Origin of the sequence: Halobacteriovorax sp. RT-1-1 (genome assembly GCF_047085455.1) — a bacterium.
GTDB lineage: Bacteria > Bdellovibrionota > Bacteriovoracia > Bacteriovoracales > Bacteriovoracaceae > Halobacteriovorax_A.
Map to the genome: position 1 here is coordinate 1,924,184 of NZ_JBKIXZ010000001.1, position 18,369 is coordinate 1,942,552.

Sequence of the window (18,369 nt, forward strand, 5' to 3'; positions counted from 1 at the left end):
CACTAGTTCTTTGCGCGCTCGTAGAAGCTTTTCATCATAGAAGGCAGTGATGTTTCAGTAAGCTTATTTACGATCATCTTAGCGCCTGGGATAAATCCTTTGACTTCGATCTCTAAACTATATGTTACTTCAGTTTTACCTTCACCAAGATCTTTTAAATCCCATCCACCGTCGTTAACTTTAAATAAATCACCTTTCTTGAATGTCCAAGCAACCTTATTAGGACGGCTCATTTCCATATCAAGTTGGTAATTTAATTTTTTAATCATATCGATTGAGTATTCAACAACACCACTTGCTTCAGTCATATCATGAACTTTAATTTCATTCACACCAAGAACAAAGTCTGGGTAAGATTCAAAGTCAACAATAACGTCATATAGTTTATTAATATCAATATCAAAAACTTCAGTGCGGCTTGCCTTTGCCATAATCAACTTCCTTGTAATTATTATTTAAAAAATTAGTAGCGTGGTTTTGTATCAAATCTATGTTCAGCAACGATTCTTCTAATCGTTCCCGACTGACTTCTCATAACGATTGATTCAGTAATCGCACCCCATGACTTGAATTTTACACCATTTAAAAAACTTCCATCTGTAACACCTGTTGCACAGAACATTACATTTCCGGAAGCCAGCTCATCGATTGTGTAGATCTTATTGATATCATCAATTCCCATTGTTTTAGCACGAGCGATTTCTTCATCATTTCTTGGCTTAAGTCTTCCTTGAAAATCTCCACCAATACAACGAAGGGCCGCTGCAGCGATTACACCTTCAGGTGCACCACCTGTCCCAAAAAGGATATCGATACCACTATCTGGTTCACTACAAGCAATTGCAGCAGAAACATCACCGTCACCAATTAATTGGATACGAGCACCAGCGTCTCTTACCTGTCTAATTAATTCTTCGTGGCGAGGGCGATCTAAAATAACAGCAGTAAGATCTTGAATACGACACTTCTTTGCCTCAGCAAGTCTTTTTAAGTTCTCGGCAGGAGTATCATCAATATTGATAAGACCTTTTCCTTCAGGACCTACAGCGATTTTTTCCATATAAGTATCAGGAGCATTTAGGAAATTACCTTTTTCAGCAATGGCCATTACTGCGATTGAGTTCCAACCACCATTTGCACATACTGTCGTTCCCTCTAAAGGATCTAGAGCAATATCAAGCTCTGGGCCATTGCCCGAACCAACCTTTTCGCCAATGTAGAGCATCGGTGCCTCATCGCGCTCACCTTCACCAATAACAACAGTTGCATTACACTCAACAGAGTCTAGCATTGTTCTCATGGCATCAACTGCTGCTTGGTCTGCGGCCTTTTCATCACCACGTCCCATTAGCCTAGCTGAGCTAATAGCGGCCATTTCAGTAACTCTTACAAATTCTAAAGCGAGGTTTCTATTCATTATCAATCCTTTTAATTCAAAACATTTAGCATTATTTTAAGGAGATAAACCTCAATTGAAAAGCTTCGTTTTGAAATAAATGAATTAAACTAACGATTAAGCGCTTAAGGTTATATTAACCAATAACTTTTCGCGTTAGAAACTCAAGATCACCTTCGGAAATAAGACTCTTTGGAACGTGGGCAACAAGTTCACGTGCAAAGTCTAAACGATCCTGATCGACTGGAGTATCAATAAGGAATTCAAATTCTTCTTCGTGCGTTAATGGCTTGTCAGAGCTTCTAACATTAAGAACTTTTCCTGTCTGAATCCCTTCGCCATCAGTCCACTCTAGAATAGAGTCCATCATAAGGATTTGAATTTTTGAAATTTCACCATCTCTGTGGTGCCATATGAAAATCTCAAATGGCCCGTCACAACGAAGCCAAGTCTTAAGTCCCACAGGAAGCTCAAGCTGCTCATCATACTCGTGAATTGGTCTAAGATTTTTTGAAACATTAGCAACTGATAGAAAGTTTAAAAGCGTCTTGTCAAAGATATCATCTTTAATGAACTCAATTCCAAGATTGTCTTTTTCAACTCTTCTTACAATACATTTTACTTTTACTTTTTGGTCATACCAGTGAATCTCTCCAGAGAATTTATCTTCCATCTGCGCGCCTAAATCACCATCACTAAGTGTTAGACTCATTCCACCATATGAAATATCTCGAACTTGATAATTTTTCGAATTATCTTCTCTTTTAAAAACTAAGTAACTAAAAGGAAAACGTGGAAACACACGCTTTTCAATAGATTGGTGACCTGTTTTAATAAGATTGAGATGCTTTTTCATAGCTCGAGTTATCCTTTTATTCGATTTAAGTAATTTATGTTAATTATTATAGACGTTTATGGGCCGAAGGTTTAAAGTTTAATAAATAGGAAAAATCTTCATTGAGTAAATATGTCGGAAAATAAAATGCAAAACTCACATAATACTGTCTCGCAAAAGGAAATTCTCAGTGAATGGGAAATCGATAATCTCCCCAATCGCCTTACAATTTTCCGAGTTGCACTCATCCCCGTTATTTGCCTGACCCTTTACCTCTGTTTATTCGAAGAAAATATTTTTAAGGCCACTGTTAAAACACTTGGCTATATTGCGGCATGGACATTTGTCCTCGCATCATTCACAGACTTTCTAGATGGCTATATAGCTCGCAAAAGAAATATCGTTACTGTGTTTGGCTCATTTCTTGATCCAATTGCAGATAAGTTCCTTGTTGTCTCATCTCTTATTCTTTTACAGGCCCTCGATCGCGTCAACGTGATTGTTGTCATTGTTTTAGTTGTGCGTGAAATGTATATGACAGCGCTTCGTCTACTTGCGATGGAAAAAGGCCTAAAAGTAAGTGTTAACCAACTTGGAAAATGGAAGACAACATTTCAAATGATGGCCATTCCAATGCTTATGGCCTGGGATAAACCATTTGGTTTCTCATTCCCATTAGTAGGGACAATACTTATTTACCTTTCGTTCGTTTTTTCTGTTTTCTCGGCCCTAGTTTATACCTTTGGCTTATTTAAGAAGATTTCAGAAGTAAGAAAAGAGCGAAAGCAAAAATAAATAGAAGGATCAGCCATGCCAAATAGCTTAGAAAACGGAATAAAAGAAATCATTATCACCGTATCAGGACAAGACCGTCCAGGTATTACAGCTGGCCTCATGAAAGTTATCAGTGAGAACAATACTGATATAACTGATATCAACCAAGCAATTACACATAACTTATTGTCGCTATCTTTTGTTATTAAGATGAGTGAGAAGAAAGGTGAAAATCAAAATGTTCTTAAAGAACTACTTTTCACGGCCCATGAAATGGGACTTAAACTTGAGTATTCGATTGTAAGTGCAGAGACAACTTATAAAACTCCTTATAATAGCTTTATCTTAAATTGTGTTGCGCCAAAGAAGATCTCTGCAAATTTTATCGCTGATGTTGCCCAATGCTTAGCACATAACGATATTAACATTTACCGAATTGATAATGTATCAAAAGAAGGCTTTAACTCTCTTGAGGTTCTAACTGACGTACCTGAAAAAGTTGGCTTAAATAAGGTAAAGTCCGATCTACTTAATATAAGCAATCGTCATCATACAGATATTGCTTTCATCCGTGATGACGTCTTTAGACGCTCAAAAAGACTTATCGTCTTTGATATGGACTCAACACTAATTCAGGCCGAAGTCATTGATGAGCTTGCAAAGGTGCACGGAATAGGGGCCAAGGTTTCAGAAATCACAGAAAGAGCAATGAATGGTGAGATTGATTTTAATCAATCTCTCATTGAACGCGTCTCACATTTAAAAGGCTTAAGCGAGAAGACACTACAAGATATTTCTTTAAATCTGCCTCTTACAGATGGTGTTGAAGACTTTATTCGCACAGTAAAGAAATATGGATACAAAGTTGCTGTCATCTCTGGTGGCTTCACTTACTTTGCTAATTACCTAAAAGAGAAATTAGACCTCGATTATGCGTTTGCTAATGAACTTGAAATTGAGGGTGGCGAGCTCACTGGACGTGTAAAAGGAACAATTATTAACGCTGACCAGAAGGCCGTTCTTGTTAACCTTATTGCTCAACAAGAAAATATTTCGCTTGAACAAGTTGTTGCTATTGGGGACGGTGCAAATGATCTTCCAATGCTAGCGCAGGCCGGCCTAGGAATCGCCTTCCATGCAAAAGACATCGTGCGTAAAAATGCTCAAAATCACATGAGTCACGGACCAATGACATCTATCTTGTACTTCCTAGGTATTCCAGGGCCAGATTCAAAACAATAAGTATTGTGATTGTTAGAAATTTTATAGGTGAACTAGTTAACAAAACCTTAATTTTTCATTGGCGGGCCAAGACTAATTTGATAAAAAGCTCTTATGCGTGAAATGTTACAATCAAAAATTCACAAGGCCGTGGTTACACAGGCCGACTTAAATTACATCGGTTCAATTACGATTGATGAAGAGTTACTTGAGCTTGTCGATTTATGGCCAGGACAAAAAGTTCTTATCGTCTCTAATACGAATGGAGCGCGCTTAGAAACTTATGTTATCAAAGGCGAACGTGGTTCAGGAGAGATTTGTCTAAATGGTGCTGCCGCTCATCTTATAAATGTGGGCCACGAAGTTATCATTATTGGTTTTCAAATGACTGACCAAAAAGATATTAGACCAAAACAGATCTTAGTCGATAAGAATAATAAATTTATTCAATACCTCTAATTTTTTTAGCTATGCTACAATAGTAGTTATGTTACTAAAGCTAAGTAAGAAGCATGACCTCTTTGAGGCCAGCAAAAATATTGATAATTACTTATCCGTAGAAAATCTCGAATTCTCACTTAAGCACTCGTGTCACATCATAATCGACTGTGCAAAACTATCGTCTTTAAGAAAGCTATATATCTACGCCCAAGCTCAGTGCAAACTTACACTGAGTAATGCTCAAGAGCTTGAGATCTTAAAGCTCAAGGGTGTATGCAACTTACAAGAGCTAGCAGGAAGTCATCTTAAAAACTTAAAAATACTCCAATTAGCAAATTGCAATCTTACAATACTTCCTAATTGGTGCGTGGAACAAAGCAAACTTGAAAGCCTTGAGCTACAAAACAATCAACTTACAACTCTTCCTAATGAGTTTGAGTGGCTCAAAGAACTTAGACGCTTAAATATCGATAACAACAAATTTGAGCAAGTGCCACGAGTCCTTGCAACAATAGAGAAGCTACACCACCTTTCATGTGACAATAATGAAATCACTGATGAAAATCTTTATGATTTTAGAAGACTCAAAAATAGCTAAACTTCTGGCCTAATACGACTTGATGCTTTTCGGATTCGATCAATTAAAGTTTCTAATAAATTTCTAAACCACTTAGGTTGCTTACTTAAATAAGCTTCAAATTTAACTGAAGGGATGACTATTAGCCTTGAGTTTGTCAGTGCCTTGATCGTGGCACAACGTGGCCCTCGATCAAAGAAACTCATCTCACCAACTAACTCTCCAGGAAAGATCGTTCCAATCTTAACCTCTTGGTCATTTCTAACTTTATAGACCCCAAGAGTTCCCTCTTCGAGGATATAGATTTCTGTACTCTCATCACCTTCACGAATAAGATATTGATTAGCATTAATGAATAAATTAGTTGGGCTACTCATATCACTATCCTTTTAAACTTTTATCTTTTCATTAGTTGAACGAAGGCGATCGGCCAAGGTCTTCATCATACTCTGTAACCATTTAGGCCTCGACTCGATAAACTCATTGAATTTTTGTGCATCAAAAATCTCAAGCTCACAATCAGTAATGGCCTTAACAGTGGCACAACGAGTTCTCTTATCAAGAAAACTTACTTCTCCGACAAATTCACCACTATAAATCGTTCCTATCTGTTTCTGTTCACCTTCAACATCTTTATAGACGGCCAGCGTGCCTTCTTTTAAGAGGTACATACAACTACTTTCCTCGCCTTCATTGATGATGGCCTCACCTGGAATAATATGAATAGTCTCTCTCATTTCTTCTCCGATAAGCTAAACAAAGAGAATACGGTGACATTCCTTAATAAATTCGCTTTGCTGCTGAGTAAGTTTAAAATCTGGTCTTGATAAATAATAATCCTTGTCGACGATTAGATCAATTAAAGAAGGATTTTCTGGATTACAAGCAATAACTTTAGCGTACTTAGCTGTTACCAAGTAGTCTGCGACCTTGAATGAAAACTTAGGAGTTGCACCGTAAACCCAGTCCCAACTCATATTTGACTGAATCTTTTCCATCAGGGAATCGATCATACAAATATCTTGTTCAGCTAATTCAAAGGCCTCGCTCTGGGTATTATAATTGAACTCAAAAGACTTCTTAATGGCAGAAACAATAACTGACTCATTAATATCAGCATTTACTTGCTTCAGATTTATCACCTGTGAAGGAACAGACTTAACTCCCATGGCCGCTTCGGCCGTAAGCTTCGAGCGCAGAAGATCATTTAACTGATTAAGGTTAGCATCAATTAAAAGCGTTCCATGATGAAGGGCACTATGTTTTGTTTCTTTAAAGGCACAACCTGATATTTTATAATCCACTTCATTATGTATAAGCCTAAGATCATGACGATGATTTTCAAAAGCATCAATGCCCAAAGACTTAAGTCCTGATACAATAATGGAAGCGTTCTTAGATTTATCGTAAGCAGACTTAGGGCAAATGAAGGAGTAGTTTAAATTACCTAGGTCATGATAAACACAGCCCCCACCACTTTGTCTTCTAACAAGATTAATCCCAAGCTCTCTTATTTTTTTTACCTGACACTCAATCCATGGATTTTGAAATTTCCCCATCACAATACTTGGAGCACTCTTCCAAAGAATGAGAATTTGCTCATGACTATTATCAAGCTGATGTTTACGAAACAAATAATCTTCAAATGCTAAATTGACATAGGGATTAGTTGAATGGATATAGTAGAATTTAATTGGAGTAGAGGCCATGTGATGAGCTTATTATTCCTCACTTAAGCGTTCAATGACACTTGCATCCAGGCCACTTACATCAAATTCCTTAAGCGCACGAGTTGACTTACGACATAAGTTTAGCTTTTCAAGTAATCCTTCACTCTGATCAGGAAAAGACTCATCCTGTAATTGAATCTCTTCGATTGTTTGCTCAAAAGGTGCACAACCATTTTTTAAGATAACGAAAGAAAGATACTTAGATATAGGAAGCTCTTCAAGATTAGTGCGAGAACTAATAACAGAGATATACTCTTTACTTTTTTCTTTAAGAGAGTCTAACTGACGTGATAACTCGAGCTCAGTATTCATTAGAGGTCGAGCAAAAGTTGCAGAAGTTATAAATGTTAAAAATAGGGCAAAGAGAGTACTTAAATTATTAAATCTAGCTAGGCCCATAGAGTCTATTATTTTCATATGTAATTCCTTTTACATAGCTGCTATTTTGACTCAATTTGTCTTATTTGGCAACGTCTTGGCAAATTTTAATACTTCCGCAAAATTATTTGCCAAATATTTCACACCTTCTAAAGGATAGCGATTCTTTAGATGAATCGTTTCGAGAAGAGGAAAGTTGAGTTGATCACTTTGTTTATCCCCTACCATATATGATTTTTTCAAATCAACAGCAAAGTCAAAACAAGCTTCTAGCAGCATCCCTGGGTGAGGTTTTCTTAAAAGAGAATGGTACTTATACTGACCAACACCCTTTAGAAACTCAAATGGAGCAATATAGAAAGCATCAATTAAATGATGAAGTGATTCATTTAATGCACTATTAAATTTTTCAACATCAGTATACTCAAACATACCTTTTGATACACCTGACTGATTTGTCAGAACAATCTTAAGCCTAGTCTTATTGTAATCATCTAGTAGAAACTCGTAGGCCCCTGAGACTAATTCGAGTTCTTCAATTTTATGAACATAAGAATGGTCGATATTTAATACTCCATCACGATCTAGAAAGAGCGCCTCTTTATAATCGCTATCTTTAAAGTAGCGCTTTAGAACAGGCATAATTTCTTTTGAAAAATTTGGCATTCCCACTGGATCAATTTGATCGATATAAAAAACACCACTAGCACTATAATAATCAGCACAAACAGAGATATCTCTCACATCTGGAAAGAATTTCTCACAGGCCTCAAGCTCATCTCTATCGAGATTTAACTTAGAAAGGTAGTAGTATTCGCAATTGCCTTTTTTTGGCATTTCAAAAAGATTAAAAAGATCAGGTTTCACACTACTCTTTGTCGTAATTAAGAGTACTGTTTTATTCTCATTCAAGTATGCTCGTAATTGGGAGTCGCCAGAGAATTCATGAATTTCAAATTTTCCAGAGTCACCAAAGCATTCTTTAATTTCTTGAAAGTCTCTCTGACATAATACAATATCAAACATATTAATCCTTTTTGTAGTCAAATTTCATCGAGCAATTAATCTTGTACGATGGCGCTGTAAACTTATTCATAGGTTTTACGCGAATCTGTAGTTTATCGTTTTCAATCTCAATATTAAATGAAGAGATCTCCGGATTAAGTTCACAGATAGAGATCTTAGCGGCCTGGGCATAATTGACAACGTGGCAAAAATCTAATTTATAACTATTGTGTTTATAAATACATATCCCTTGGACAACATCTTTATTGCCTAGGCCCATAAGTGGCAATAGCGACGAAATAAATTTATCTTTATCCTTTTCCAGTAATCCTGAAAATATATCGTGATAATGTTTGATTAAGCTTCGATACAGTTCAAATAGATCCTCGCGGTCCTCTCCTTCAAGCTCCCCAGGAAGTTGGGTCATCTCCCATTGCGAATCAAAACGTCCACTGTACTCAAGATCATAGCGTTCATAGAGCTTTCTATTAAAGCGAGAAAATTCCTGATCGATATATTCATTCAATGTATGTTGAGTAAAATCAATATCTGAGTAAGACTTGAAATACTTTTGGAAAATACTTTTAGCTCCGGCCGATTTAGTTGTGATATTGGCCCCACTCTTAACTAACTTTAAGCTAATAGGAATAATTCGCACTTCATCATCAATTTTCACTTGAGCAACAATATCTGCTTCATGGAGTTGTGACTTTATCAGATGATCACTTAACTTTCCAACAACTGTAATATTGGTAATATCACCTTTTATATTTACATTTATAGCCCTGGCCATCTCTCTAGCAAGTTTTGGAAGTTCATCCAAAAGAGTACGCGCATAAAGCCTTAACCAACTTTCATATTCGCGCATCATTCTCATTAGCTCTTGATCAATATTTTTAAGAAAATTTGCTTCTATTTTATTTAAAACGGAAATTTCCTTGGCAACGAGAAACTCAAAAAGATTACCTTTGATCTCGTTTTTCAAAGCTTCAAGTTGTGTACGGTTATGAATTTCTTTGAAATTATTAATGAATTGGTTATTGCCAGAGCTCGTAGACACTTAATTTCCTTAACTCGTTAAGCTGCAAAAAAATATGTTTTTTTTTGTGGCCAAGTGAGTATCTCTTTATTATTCTTTCTTCAATAAATGTATCTCAACACTACTGGAATGTCATGATTGGATTTCCATCTATTCTGGAAGGAATAGAAGATTTAAACCGCGAGCAAGTTGAGCAACTCCTCCACCGCGCCCAGGAACTTAAATTAGGTTCCCCGGCAAGACTTCCCCTTAAAAGAAAAATTTCAGTCGCAACATCTTTTCTTGAGAATTCAACACGAACAAAATTATCATTTGAAATGGCCATCAAGAAACTTGAAGGTATTCATATTAATTTCGATGCTGAGAAATCTTCTCTCAAAAAAGGCGAATCTCTCGAACAAACTCTATTAACTCTCTTCTATCAAGGTATTGATATTTGTATTGTTCGTACAACAGAGACAAAGCTACTGGAGCAATTTAAGGATTACCCGCCAATTAAGATAATTAATGGTGGAGATGGAACAAATCAGCACCCAACCCAGGCCCTTCTCGACTTATTCACGCTAAAAGAATATTTCAAAGGCGAGCTTGCTGGTAAGAAAGTTTGTATTGTTGGAGACTGCACTCATTCAAGAGTAACTCATTCACTTATGGATTTACTTCCACTATTTGGCATCGAGATCACACTGTGTGGACCAAAAGAGTTTATGCCTGCCCAACTGCCAGATAATAAACTAATTAAAATAAGTGATGATCTTGATGAAACGCTTAAGAATAGTGATGCGATTTATCTTCTTAGAATTCAAAATGAGCGACATGAGAAGAGCTTTGATATGTCGACATATAACCTTCAATGGGGAATCAATGTGGAGCGTCTTTTAAGTATTGGAAAGACCGCACCAATTTTTCACCCAGGCCCTGCAAATATCGGAATTGAAGTTGACAGTGAAATCGTTAACTCAGACCTCTGGATGGCCCATAAGCAAGTTGAAAACTCTATCTATATTCGAATGGCAATTATTGAGGCCATGATAACTAATGGCGACACTAAAATTGGTGCTCGTTATAATCATATCTCAGCACTAAAAGGACTAACGGAAAATGACGAAAGCAAAGTTTGATAGGCACGCACTCCTATCTCAATCCCAAGAATTACTCTTTCAAAAATCTCTTAAAACGACTCCTATTTTCCTTCATTTTCCTGACCAAACAATTTTTAAAGCCTATATTAATCTCGACAAAAATGACACTCGTCTAAAAGATGGCATCTTTGGAGAGGCCGCATTTACAACAGGAATGAGTGGGTATCAAGAAACAGCAACTGATCCATCTTTTCTAGGTCAACATATTATTTATACAACTGCTCACGTAGGAAATTATGAATTCAATGAAGAAGTCTCTCAAGGCCTAAACTCCACAAAACCTTATGCCACAAGCCTAATTGCAAGAAACTTCTCTTATAATAAATTTTTAGAAAATTGTGACTTACCACTTATAAGTGATGTCGATACAAGGGCGCTAACAAAATATCTTTCATGTAAATCAAAAGATCATCGCTGCCTAATAACGACAACAGAGCAAGCGCCAAATTTTTCAGATTACAACCTAGAGTGCAATGAGCTTTCAAAAGTTTCATCTAAAGTGAAGAAAGTTATTAGAGATGGAGATAATCCAATTGTCGTTATCGACTACGGAATTAAAAAGGCCATCGTAAATTATATAAAAGATTTAGGTTACCCTCTTGTGGTTGTACCACATAATACGCCAGCACATGAAGTTGAGGAATATAGACCAAGGATGGTCTTCTTATCTAATGGCCCAGGAGACCCTAAGCTTTATAAAGAAGAAATCAATACTGTAAGAGATTTACTTAAAACAGATATTCCAATTCGTGGAATTTGCCTAGGCCACCAACTAATAGGTCTGGCATGTGAGATGGAAACAATCAAGCTTCCTTTCGGACAAAGAGGCGCTAATCACCCTGTCTATTCTCATTATAACCAAGAACTTCTTATCACAAGTCAAAATCATGGTTATGCAATTGAAAAAGAATCTTTTGAGAGCAAGAGATTGGAAAATCAATTTGGGCTTAAGTTATTTTGTGAGTACACTTCACTATTTGATCGCTCTCTTGAAGGACTCAGAAGTTATGACTCAAGAGTTAGAAGTGTACAATTTCACCCAGAATCAAACCCTGGCCCAAAAGATGCGTCCATATTCTTTAGTGAGATCAAGGAGTATCTCCAAAATGGAGCACAGGAAATTACTCCTGAAGAAATCACAGATATTCCTGAGTATCACGAAGGAGAACTCAACTCACCATATAAGAAGATCCTATTAATTGGTTCAGGCCCTATTAAAATTGGACAAGCTTCAGAGTTTGACTACAGTGGGACACAGGCCCTTAAGTCATTAAGAGAGCTAGGTTTTGAAGTAGTACTTCTTAATTCAAACCCTGCAACAATCATGACAGATAAGGATATGAGTCATCGTACTTATATCGAGCCAATTACCAAAGAGACGATTAAAAAAATCATACTAAAAGAAAAGGTTGACGCTGTTCTTTCCACAATGGGAGGCCAAACAGCACTAAATATGTGTATTGATCTAGAGAAGGAAAACTTCCTAAAAGATCACGCAGTTGCGCTCTTAGGGGCCAATATTGATACTATTGAAAAAACTGAAGATCGTGAGCTCTTTGCAAAAGAGCTGGATAAGCTTGGCTACAAATCTGGAAAGAGATTTAGTGCAAAAAGTTTTGATCACGCACTAGAGTTAGCTGATGACCAAGTGAAGTTTCCACTGATTATAAGAAGAGACTTTGCCCTTGGAGGTAAAGGAGCGGCTCTTGTTCACAATTTAGAAGAACTGGCACAAACTCTTTCTTCAAGTGATATTAAATTCCCAATCACTATGGAGAAGTCATTACTGGGCTGGAAAGAGCTTGAGCTTGAAGTTATGGTTGATAAGAACCGCTGTGGTGTTGTCATTTGCTCAATTGAGAATATCGACCCTTGTGGAATTCACACAGGAGACTCAATTACTGTTGCACCCGCACAAACGATTTCAGATCACTGCTATCAGCAATTAAGAACAATGTCGCTAAACATTGCCAAGCATATGAATGTTGTTGCAGGTGGCGCCAACGTACAATTTGCAGTTAATCCAAAAGATGAAAATGATATCGTTGTTATCGAAATGAATCCTCGCGTTTCACGCTCATCGGCACTTGCCTCAAAGGCAACAGGATATCCAATTGCAAAAATTTCGGCCGGACTTGCTGTAGGTTTAACACTATTTGAAATTCTAAACGATATTACACGTATCTCACCTGTTGCATTCGAGCCTACGCTAGACTATGTGGCGATTAAGATTCCAATCTTCCCATTTAATAAGTTCCCTTCAAGCTCTCAAATCCTCGGTCCCCAAATGAGATCAGTTGGAGAAGTTTTAGCTCTTGGAGGAAGTTTCAATGAAGCTTTTATGAAAGCTTTAAGAGCAACAGAGCAAGGACTTGAGATTCCAAGTCTTGAGCAGCTTAAGACGACACCATATCCGATAACACAAGATTACTTACTAGAGCGATTAAAGAGTCAAAGAGAATTATCACTACTTACTGTTTTAGAAGCACTAAGATTTGGGATATCGCCACAAAAGATTCATGAAGTAAGTGCGATTACTCCTTGGTTTATCGATCAAATGGTTTGCTTCTTAGATAAGGAATTGCAGTTAAAAGAAGATTCACAAATAATCAACAACCAAGACGAACTCTATGAATTAAAGAAATTCGGTTTCTCAGATAAGTACCTGGCCCTTCTTTCTGGAAAAAGCCAGGAGCAAATTCTCGACAAAAGAATTGAAGCTGGAATAAGGCCAGTCTTTAAGGCCGTTGATACATGTTCGGGGGAATTTAATGCCCTAACACCATACTTCTACTCGACTTATACACAATTTAATGATGTTCAAAGAATTAGCGAAGAGAGTTGTGCAATCTTTGGCTCAGGGCCAAACCGAATCGGACAAGGTATTGAGTTTGATTACTCATGTGTAAAAAGTGCTAAAGAGCTTAAAGAGCAAGGTATTAAATCAATTCTTCTTAACTCTAATCCTGAAACAGTTTCAACTGATTATGATAGCTCAGACAGACTCTACCTGAGTCCACTATTTTCAGAAGATCTTTATGAGATTCTAACTTTTGAAAACCCTACTCATGTTATTACATCATTTAGTGGGCAGACAGGAATAAACATACGTGCTCATCTTGAGGCACCTTTTAGAACAAAACACCAAGAATTTAATTTTCTAGGCCCAAGTCTTGAACTTCTCGATACAGTTGAGGACCGTAAGCGCTTTGATCTTCTAACCAAAGAGATCGATCTTGCACATACAACATCAAGAGAAGTTAGAGGTTATAAAAACCTTATCAGTACAATTACAGAAATCGGTTATCCAGTTATTATAAGGCCTAGTTATGTAATTGGTGGTGAAAGTATGTTTATCTTTGAAGGGCCACAGGACATTGAAAACCTTCCAGAAGAAATTCTAAAATCCCTTCACGAAAACACTATCACTTTCCAAGTTGAAAATTATATTTCGAATGCTCTTGAGTATGATGTCGATCTTATTCGAGACAAAAATGGAAATACTGTTTTTACTATTTGTGAGCATATTGAATATGCAGGTGTTCACTCAGGGGATTCAGGAATGATCTCTCCTCCTGTAAAGGCCAGAGATGAAATAGTGGATAAAATGAGAAAACTTGCCACTGATATGGCCAATACAATGGAGATAACGGGACCAATTAATTTCCAATTTGCCCTTAAAAATGACGAGATCTACTGTATCGAGGCCAACCCAAGAGGTTCAAGAACAATCCCATTTCTATCAAAGGCCTATGATGTAAACCTTGCGGCCATCGCAACAAGAGCACTTCTAGGCAAAGAGATTAAAAACCATCACAATTTCAAAAGTGATTATAAGATTATTAAACAATCGACTTTTCCATTTGACCGTTTCGTACAAGACTCAATTATTCTTGGTCCAAAAATGAGATCAACTGGTGAAACTTTAGGGATTGATAAGAATGGGGATATCGCCATGATTAAGTCTTATCTTGGAAATTACCCAGATCTTCTAACTAAGAAGTCTGTTCTCCTATCTCTTGCGAGAAAAGATGATGAGCAATTGATTCAAAATATAAAAGAGCTAAATTCTCTAGGTTTTAAATTCTTTGCCACAAAGGGAACTTACTCATTCTTAAGTGATGAATGTGGAATCAAGGCAACACTAGTAGATAAACTTTCAGATGATGGGAGTAATATTGGAATGCTAGAGGCCATTAAGAATGAAGATCTTGCGATGGTTTTAAATACGCCTCTAAATCAAGGACGCTCAAAATCAGATGGTGAATTCATTAGAAACACGGCCATTCAATATGCAATCCCTTGTTTTACGAGAATTGAAAATATCAATGCTGTCTGTAAGGCCATTATTTCGGCCAACAAAGCTCAGGCAACACCGGTTAGCCTTCAGGAGATGACGAATGAATAAAACCTTTGTTGCCCTTGATGGAATGAATAGACAAGAGGTCTTAGATCTCTTGTCTAAGTATCCACAAATAAAAAATGTAAAAATTGGCCTAGAGTTATTTCTCCGCTACGGACGAGAGCTAGTTAAGGAAATAAAGGAAAAATTTAAAGTACAAATATTTCTTGATCTAAAGCTACATGACATTCCAACAACTGTTGCTAAAGCATGCAATGCTCTTGAGGGATTAGATATTCGCTTTCTCACTGTTCATGCAACGGGAGGCGCCGCGATGCTAAGTCTTGCTCAAGAAAGTATTTCAAAAGTAATTCCAGGTTGTGAGATTTTGGCGGTAACAATCCTAACCTCTCACGATCAAGATGATATTCAAAATATCTGGGGAAGATGTCACAAAGATGCGCTTATAAACTTACTCCAGGAAGTTAAGGCCTCAAGTGTTAGAGGGATTGTATGCTCAGGTCTTGATCTTGAGATTGTTAATTTCTTTGAAAATGAAAGTAATCTCAACTTTTCTAAAGTATGTCCGGGAATTAGACTTGATGGAGACCATGACGATCAGGTTAGAGTCATGACACCAGAGGCGGCCATAAAGGCGGGTGCTAACTATCTTGTGGTTGGCAGACCGATTACAAAGAATCCAGAGGTTTTACGAGAAAACCTCTTTCCTTGAAAATTTTCTTACATATCCCAGTAGCTCTCTTCTAGACTTTGTTCCTTAACAGGTAGGTTATGAGAAAGTCTAGGAGACTTCTGTTTCAAAACTTCATAACTTGTTCGGTTAGCATACTTACAAAGTTGGTGAATCGAAGAATAAGTTAGGTATTTCCCGTCATGCTTAATTGAATGAGGAAGCAGCTTTTGGTGATAAACATTGGCAGCAATATCGTGAAGAATGGCCGATAAAGCAGCATCCCCTGCACCATTAGTATTTTCAATATTCTCAGGCCCTCCCATAAAAGGATTAATATGAGAGTAAATTTTCATAGGCTCTTGGCAATCAACTTTTAACTGAGAACGTGAATATTCGAATTGGTTATAATTTTCAATCGACTTAGAATGTAGCTTATCTTTTGTTTCACGGGCCCTTGTCTGACAGGCCCAAGAGGCAATATAAAGCCCTCTTTCCCCATCTGTGATTAGAGCAAGATCAGTATAATCTAAAATAGATTCTCCTATTAGAAGTGGATCATCAATATCAAGAAGGGCCTGGGCCTCATCACGGTTCATCGCTAGAACATTTACATTCTCTCTAATGAATTCTTTGAAAAAGTGTGTATCACTTTCAATAAGAGAGCTTGTTCCAAGAGCAAAAACGACAGGTACATTATTTTCCTTAGCAATATTTACGGCCTTAAGAGTGGCCTTGAATAGAGGCGCATTGCGATCTCTTAATAAGAAGGCCGTCACAAGTAATGCACTAGAATTTTTAATAAGATCATCAGGAATAAACTCTTCAGTAAGTTGATTCATAATCCCCTTACCAATTGCAAAAGTTCGCTCCTTATCTGGAGTAATAAGACACATTGCCCTCGCCATCTTACCAGCACATGGCTGAAGATAGCTAAAGTCTACTTTTGAAGAAGTGCTACAAATATATTTAAAGGCGTAGTCACCTACTTTAATCGTTTCACAAATTGTTCCAAGAGCAAAAGATTGGTCGTCCGACAATACCGAGTAATTATGTAATGTATTACCAACGGCTCCACCAGCATACTGGCCAAGTATTCTTCCCTCTTCGTAAGAGCGCTGATACAAGTCTTCCACGTCCTTATCTGATAGAACATAAGACTCTCCGGCCTTAAGCTTAAATTCTTCTAGAAGCTCAAATGAAGCGTCGACTTCGATATCAACAAGCAGTTGATCGATACCAACAATATAAACATTTTCTTTGCGGTTAAAATCTGTTTCAAAAGAAAGTCGACCTTTAGCACTTACTGGGAAATAATGCTTTGATCTTCTCTTACCTGGAAATCTCATAAATAATCCTAAACTAATGTAGTCAAAAATTCTATTTTGATTATAATAGATATATGAAAAAACTTTTAGTGTTAATTTTTTCTCTTACTCAATTAAGTTCTCTCGCCTATCGTTTTGCTGTGACAAAATCACGCCAAACAATTGTTTATGCTGATGTAAATTTATCGGCACCAATTGGCTACATTCGAAGTGGCCGTAAAATCAAAGTTGGTGACAATGACTTAAAACAAGGCACGATTGTACCACTAGTTGTATCAGGAAAGATTGCATATGTGAGAACTAATGATATTAGTTACTCAATAGATGGCACTAAACTCGAGCACGTTCCAGAATTAACAGACCACGATGTAAAAACGATTTTCACTAATGATGCTCAAAGATTAAGAGAAAATAGCTTCTTCTCGCTAGACTATTCTAGACTTGAAGTTGGAACTGACTGGGATAGCTTTCAAGCACAATATGCCAACGAGACTTCACCTGCTTTTAATCGTATAAATCTTGCGATTGAATACAGAGACCCAAAACATCGCCATGGCTTTAAAATTTCTCTTGGCTATCTTTTTGCCTCCGCAACTTATAGCTCAATCAACAGCATTCTCGGAGAACTACAGTACCAATATCGCTTCATTAATCGAAATAGCTTTGTAGCAGAAGGCTACTTTGGTGCAATCTTAACCGGTGATTTTGAACAAGAGAACTTCGGTGAAAAAGCAACAGGTATGGCCTATGGTTATAATATTGGTGGCCGTATAAGGATTGCTCCGTACTCAAGAATTGGCTTCTACGGACAGGCCGGGATATCGACTTTATATACTAGTTCAATGGATACTCTTGTCACAGAGACTGTTTCATCTGTAGGTGGTGTGACAATCGGTGCTGGAATAAGCTTTCGCCTCTAGCTCAAAGAGCTAGAAGCATTTAATTGAATTATTTTCGCCGTTTTCATTTCTATAACTAATAAAAATCTGATCAAGATTCTCATCGTAATCTACTTTAACAAGATAATTGTCAAATACACCTGAGAACATATAACGACTTTTCATTGAAACAAAAACAGAAAGATAAATTGTACTATCACTAGGACTTTCTTGATCGAAGTTATTAAGAGAGTAAATATTAAATTTCAGCTCATCTTCAGCAATCGATAAAGCTGACTTCTGTCCATCTAAACATACTTTCTTGTAATCTCTTTTGATTACATCGATTACAATATCTTCAATTTCATCAGCACCCCAACCAGTCTTAGCACCCCATCCAGTTTTAAAATCAATATCAATTTGATTTCCTTTGTACGTGAAAGGGTTCTCACTTGAAATAAGTGCGAAAGTATTAAATGAGATAAGAATAGATAGTAAAATTGATTTTAGCATTTCAGTCCCTTATGTATGATGGGGATATTTATCCTATATTCAAGCATTTTCATCAAGTATGTGTGTAATATATTTAGGT

19 protein-coding genes are annotated in these 18,369 nt (G+C 37.0%); 8 read left to right on the forward strand and 11 right to left on the reverse strand.

Going from position 1 to position 18,369, the window contains the following annotated elements:
* Positions 1-2 precede the first annotated feature (2 nt).
* From ACMAWV_RS09335 to ACMAWV_RS09345, 3 genes are all read right to left on the reverse strand, one after another.
* Positions 3-431, reverse strand: coding sequence for a type II toxin-antitoxin system RatA family toxin (locus tag ACMAWV_RS09335; protein ID WP_412462557.1), 429 nt, complete (start codon positions 429-431; stop codon positions 3-5).
* A 32-nt stretch (positions 432-463) separates the two neighbouring features.
* A complete protein-coding gene (gene glpX, locus ACMAWV_RS09340; RefSeq protein ID WP_103217132.1) occupies positions 464-1,417 on the reverse strand; it encodes a class II fructose-bisphosphatase in 954 nt (317 codons plus the stop codon).
* Positions 1,418-1,532: 115 nt separating this feature from the next.
* Positions 1,533-2,252, reverse strand: a complete 720-nt coding sequence (locus ACMAWV_RS09345; RefSeq protein WP_103217131.1) for a PilZ domain-containing protein — start codon at positions 2,250-2,252, stop codon at positions 1,533-1,535.
* 126 nt (positions 2,253-2,378) lie between these two features.
* Between ACMAWV_RS09345 and pgsA the strand changes: the two genes are divergently transcribed.
* The 4 genes from pgsA (at position 2,379) to ACMAWV_RS09365 (ending at position 5,265) form a co-directional block, all read left to right on the forward strand.
* Positions 2,379-3,026 (forward strand): CDP-diacylglycerol--glycerol-3-phosphate 3-phosphatidyltransferase, encoded by a 648-nt coding sequence (pgsA, locus tag ACMAWV_RS09350; RefSeq protein ID WP_158246809.1) that lies wholly within the window; start codon positions 2,379-2,381, stop codon positions 3,024-3,026.
* 15 nt (positions 3,027-3,041) lie between these two features.
* Positions 3,042-4,247 (forward strand): phosphoserine phosphatase SerB, encoded by a 1,206-nt coding sequence (serB, locus tag ACMAWV_RS09355; RefSeq protein ID WP_103217129.1) that lies wholly within the window; start codon positions 3,042-3,044, stop codon positions 4,245-4,247.
* 93 nt (positions 4,248-4,340) lie between these two features.
* Positions 4,341-4,685 carry an aspartate 1-decarboxylase gene (panD, locus tag ACMAWV_RS09360; protein WP_021267374.1) on the forward strand — a complete coding sequence of 115 codons (345 nt, stop codon included), beginning with the start codon at positions 4,341-4,343 and terminating at the stop codon, positions 4,683-4,685.
* Positions 4,686-4,713: 28 nt separating this feature from the next.
* Entirely contained in the window at positions 4,714-5,265 is a 552-nt protein-coding gene (locus tag ACMAWV_RS09365) for a leucine-rich repeat domain-containing protein (RefSeq protein WP_412462556.1), read from the forward strand.
* Here ACMAWV_RS09365 and ACMAWV_RS09370 read toward each other — a convergent pair.
* Genes ACMAWV_RS09370 through ACMAWV_RS09395 form a run of 6 tightly spaced genes read right to left on the reverse strand, consistent with a single transcriptional unit; the run spans position 5,262 to position 9,417 of the window.
* Positions 5,262-5,621, reverse strand: coding sequence for a Crp/Fnr family transcriptional regulator (locus ACMAWV_RS09370; RefSeq protein ID WP_103217127.1), 360 nt, complete (start codon positions 5,619-5,621; stop codon positions 5,262-5,264). The two genes, ACMAWV_RS09365 and ACMAWV_RS09370, sit on opposite strands and share 4 nt — an antisense overlap.
* 12 nt (positions 5,622-5,633) lie before the next feature.
* On the reverse strand, positions 5,634-5,981 hold the full coding sequence (locus ACMAWV_RS09375) for a Crp/Fnr family transcriptional regulator (RefSeq protein WP_392992088.1): 348 nt from the start codon (positions 5,979-5,981) through the stop codon (positions 5,634-5,636).
* 15 nt (positions 5,982-5,996) lie between these two features.
* Positions 5,997-6,953 (reverse strand): lipoate--protein ligase, encoded by a 957-nt coding sequence (locus ACMAWV_RS09380; protein WP_412469492.1) that lies wholly within the window; start codon positions 6,951-6,953, stop codon positions 5,997-5,999.
* A 12-nt stretch (positions 6,954-6,965) separates the two neighbouring features.
* Entirely contained in the window at positions 6,966-7,391 is a 426-nt protein-coding gene (locus ACMAWV_RS09385) for a hypothetical protein (RefSeq protein WP_103217124.1), read from the reverse strand.
* A gap of 33 nt (positions 7,392-7,424) precedes the next feature.
* Positions 7,425-8,378: an HAD-IIIA family hydrolase gene (locus ACMAWV_RS09390; protein ID WP_412469491.1), complete on the reverse strand. Its 954-nt coding sequence runs from the start codon at positions 8,376-8,378 to the stop codon at positions 7,425-7,427.
* A 1-nt stretch (position 8,379) separates the two neighbouring features.
* Positions 8,380-9,417, reverse strand: a complete 1,038-nt coding sequence (locus tag ACMAWV_RS09395; protein ID WP_412469490.1) for a hypothetical protein — start codon at positions 9,415-9,417, stop codon at positions 8,380-8,382.
* Between the two features lie 113 nt (positions 9,418-9,530).
* Between ACMAWV_RS09395 and ACMAWV_RS09400 the strand changes: the two genes are divergently transcribed.
* Genes ACMAWV_RS09400 through pyrF form a run of 3 tightly spaced genes read left to right on the forward strand, consistent with a single transcriptional unit; the run spans position 9,531 to position 15,613 of the window.
* Positions 9,531-10,517, forward strand: a complete 987-nt coding sequence (locus tag ACMAWV_RS09400; RefSeq protein WP_412469489.1) for an aspartate carbamoyltransferase catalytic subunit — start codon at positions 9,531-9,533, stop codon at positions 10,515-10,517.
* Positions 10,498-14,946, forward strand: a complete 4,449-nt coding sequence (carB, locus tag ACMAWV_RS09405) for a carbamoyl-phosphate synthase large subunit (RefSeq protein ID WP_412469488.1) — start codon at positions 10,498-10,500, stop codon at positions 14,944-14,946. Before ACMAWV_RS09400 ends, carB begins: the two co-directional genes overlap by 20 nt.
* Positions 14,939-15,613 (forward strand): orotidine-5'-phosphate decarboxylase, encoded by a 675-nt coding sequence (pyrF, locus tag ACMAWV_RS09410; RefSeq protein WP_412469487.1) that lies wholly within the window; start codon positions 14,939-14,941, stop codon positions 15,611-15,613. The genes carB and pyrF overlap by 8 nt, the downstream gene beginning before the upstream one ends.
* An 8-nt stretch (positions 15,614-15,621) precedes the next feature.
* Here pyrF and ACMAWV_RS09415 read toward each other — a convergent pair whose 3' ends face one another.
* A complete protein-coding gene (locus ACMAWV_RS09415; RefSeq protein ID WP_103217118.1) occupies positions 15,622-16,920 on the reverse strand; it encodes an inosine/guanosine kinase in 1,299 nt (432 codons plus the stop codon).
* Positions 16,921-16,973: 53 nt separating this feature from the next.
* On the opposite strand from ACMAWV_RS09415, the gene ACMAWV_RS09420 reads away from it, so the two are divergent.
* Positions 16,974-17,819 (forward strand): hypothetical protein, encoded by an 846-nt coding sequence (locus ACMAWV_RS09420; RefSeq protein WP_103217117.1) that lies wholly within the window; start codon positions 16,974-16,976, stop codon positions 17,817-17,819.
* A gap of 9 nt (positions 17,820-17,828) precedes the next feature.
* Here the strand turns inward: ACMAWV_RS09420 and ACMAWV_RS09425 are convergent, their stop codons facing one another.
* A complete protein-coding gene (locus ACMAWV_RS09425) occupies positions 17,829-18,290 on the reverse strand; it encodes a hypothetical protein (protein ID WP_103217116.1) in 462 nt (153 codons plus the stop codon).
* Positions 18,291-18,369: the final 79 nt, after the last annotated feature.

What these genes read in the sequence shown, in the direction of transcription:
- ACMAWV_RS09335 (WP_412462557.1), bottom strand. Translation starts at nt 431, where the DNA reads ATGGCAAAGGCAAGCCGCACTGAAGTTTTTGATATTGATATTAATAAA.
- glpX (WP_103217132.1), bottom strand. Translation starts at nt 1,417, where the DNA reads ATGAATAGAAACCTCGCTTTAGAATTTGTAAGAGTTACTGAAATGGCC.
- ACMAWV_RS09345 (WP_103217131.1), bottom strand. Translation starts at nt 2,252, where the DNA reads ATGAAAAAGCATCTCAATCTTATTAAAACAGGTCACCAATCTATTGAA.
- pgsA (WP_158246809.1), top strand. Translation starts at nt 2,379, where the DNA reads ATGCAAAACTCACATAATACTGTCTCGCAAAAGGAAATTCTCAGTGAA.
- serB (WP_103217129.1), top strand. Translation starts at nt 3,042, where the DNA reads ATGCCAAATAGCTTAGAAAACGGAATAAAAGAAATCATTATCACCGTA.
- panD (WP_021267374.1), top strand. Translation starts at nt 4,341, where the DNA reads ATGCGTGAAATGTTACAATCAAAAATTCACAAGGCCGTGGTTACACAG.
- ACMAWV_RS09365 (WP_412462556.1), top strand. Translation starts at nt 4,714, where the DNA reads ATGTTACTAAAGCTAAGTAAGAAGCATGACCTCTTTGAGGCCAGCAAA.
- ACMAWV_RS09370 (WP_103217127.1), bottom strand. Translation starts at nt 5,621, where the DNA reads ATGAGTAGCCCAACTAATTTATTCATTAATGCTAATCAATATCTTATT.
- ACMAWV_RS09375 (WP_392992088.1), bottom strand. Translation starts at nt 5,981, where the DNA reads ATGAGAGAGACTATTCATATTATTCCAGGTGAGGCCATCATCAATGAA.
- ACMAWV_RS09380 (WP_412469492.1), bottom strand. Translation starts at nt 6,953, where the DNA reads ATGGCCTCTACTCCAATTAAATTCTACTATATCCATTCAACTAATCCC.
- ACMAWV_RS09385 (WP_103217124.1), bottom strand. Translation starts at nt 7,391, where the DNA reads ATGAAAATAATAGACTCTATGGGCCTAGCTAGATTTAATAATTTAAGT.
- ACMAWV_RS09390 (WP_412469491.1), bottom strand. Translation starts at nt 8,378, where the DNA reads ATGTTTGATATTGTATTATGTCAGAGAGACTTTCAAGAAATTAAAGAA.
- ACMAWV_RS09400 (WP_412469489.1), top strand. Translation starts at nt 9,531, where the DNA reads ATGATTGGATTTCCATCTATTCTGGAAGGAATAGAAGATTTAAACCGC.
- carB (WP_412469488.1), top strand. Translation starts at nt 10,498, where the DNA reads ATGACGAAAGCAAAGTTTGATAGGCACGCACTCCTATCTCAATCCCAA.
- pyrF (WP_412469487.1), top strand. Translation starts at nt 14,939, where the DNA reads ATGAATAAAACCTTTGTTGCCCTTGATGGAATGAATAGACAAGAGGTC.
- ACMAWV_RS09415 (WP_103217118.1), bottom strand. Translation starts at nt 16,920, where the DNA reads ATGAGATTTCCAGGTAAGAGAAGATCAAAGCATTATTTCCCAGTAAGT.
- ACMAWV_RS09420 (WP_103217117.1), top strand. Translation starts at nt 16,974, where the DNA reads ATGAAAAAACTTTTAGTGTTAATTTTTTCTCTTACTCAATTAAGTTCT.
- ACMAWV_RS09425 (WP_103217116.1), bottom strand. Translation starts at nt 18,290, where the DNA reads ATGCTAAAATCAATTTTACTATCTATTCTTATCTCATTTAATACTTTC.